The sequence below is a fragment of the Mesorhizobium sp. M5C.F.Ca.IN.020.32.2.1 genome, from assembly GCF_004023105.1.
In the GTDB taxonomy this organism is placed as follows: domain Bacteria; phylum Pseudomonadota; class Alphaproteobacteria; order Rhizobiales; family Rhizobiaceae; genus Mesorhizobium; species Mesorhizobium wenxiniae.
On record NZ_RZSX01001339.1, the window covers coordinates 1 to 1,084 of the forward strand.

General features: G+C 64.6%; 1 protein-coding gene and 1 pseudogene. Both read left to right on the forward strand.

Translation table 11 applies throughout. The annotated features are described in order from the left end of the window. The coding region (locus EOA86_RS35805; protein ID WP_128345754.1) for a radical SAM protein at positions 1-829 on the forward strand (829 nt) is incomplete at its 5' end. Between the two features lie 11 nt (positions 830-840). After that, positions 841-1,084, forward strand: a pseudogene (locus EOA86_RS35810) (signal recognition particle-docking protein FtsY); the annotation flags it as partial.

Below are 1,084 nucleotides of genomic sequence, written 5' to 3' on the forward strand. Positions count from 1 at the left end.
CCGCTGCACCTTCTGCATTATCCCCTATGGCCGCGGCAATTCGCGCTCTGTGCCGATGGGCGCCGTGGTCGAGCAGGTCGAGCGGCTGAGCGGCAATGGTTATGCCGAGATCGTGCTGACCGGCGTCGACATGACCAGTTTCGGCGCCGACCTGCCTGGCAGCCCGAAACTCGGCAAATTGGTCAAGACGATCCTGAAGCAGGTGCCTGGCGTGAAACGCCTGCGCCTCTCATCGATTGATTCGATCGAGGCCGACGACGACTTGCTCGACGCCATCGCCACCGAGCCCCGGCTGATGCCGCATCTGCATCTGTCGCTGCAGGCGGGTGACGACATGATCCTGAAGCGGATGAAGCGCCGGCACAACCGGGATCAATCGATCCGTTTTTGCGAGGATTTGCGCAAATTGCGTCCCGGCATCGTCTTCGGTGCCGACATCATTGCCGGCTTCCCGACCGAGACGGACGCTATGTTCGAAAAATCGCTGGAGATCGTCGAGGAATGCGGGCTGACGCATCTCCACGTCTTCCCGTTCTCGCCGCGCGAAGGCACCCCCGCCGCGCGCATGCCGCAGCTTCGCCGCGAACTGGTCAAGCAGCGTGCGGCACGGCTGCGCGCCGCCGGTGACGCCGCTTATCGCCGCCACCTCGCTGCACTCGCCGGAACACGCCAGTCGATCCTGGTCGAGCGTGACAGGCTCGGCCGCACCGAAGGCTTTACGCTTGCCACGATCTCCGAGGGCGCGCCGGGCGAAATCGTTGAGGCTGATATCGCCGGCCATGATGGCGCGCGCCTGATCGCGGTGCCGCTTGCCGCCCGCGCCGCCTGAGACGCAGGAACATGGCTGGTTTTCTCAAGAAGATATTTTCGTTCGGCAAGAAGGAAGTGGTCGAGGAGCGGATCGACGAGTCAGCACCCCTGCCGCCGATCAAATGGGACGCGCTGGAGGCGCTGAAGCCGGCCGCCGAACAGACTGTTCCGGAATTTTCGATACGCGAAGAGCCTCGGCCCCAAGCAGAAGCTGTGCCTCCGCCGCCAGTCGAGCCGGAAGCACCGCCCGCGCCGCAGCCGGCGCCTGTTGAAG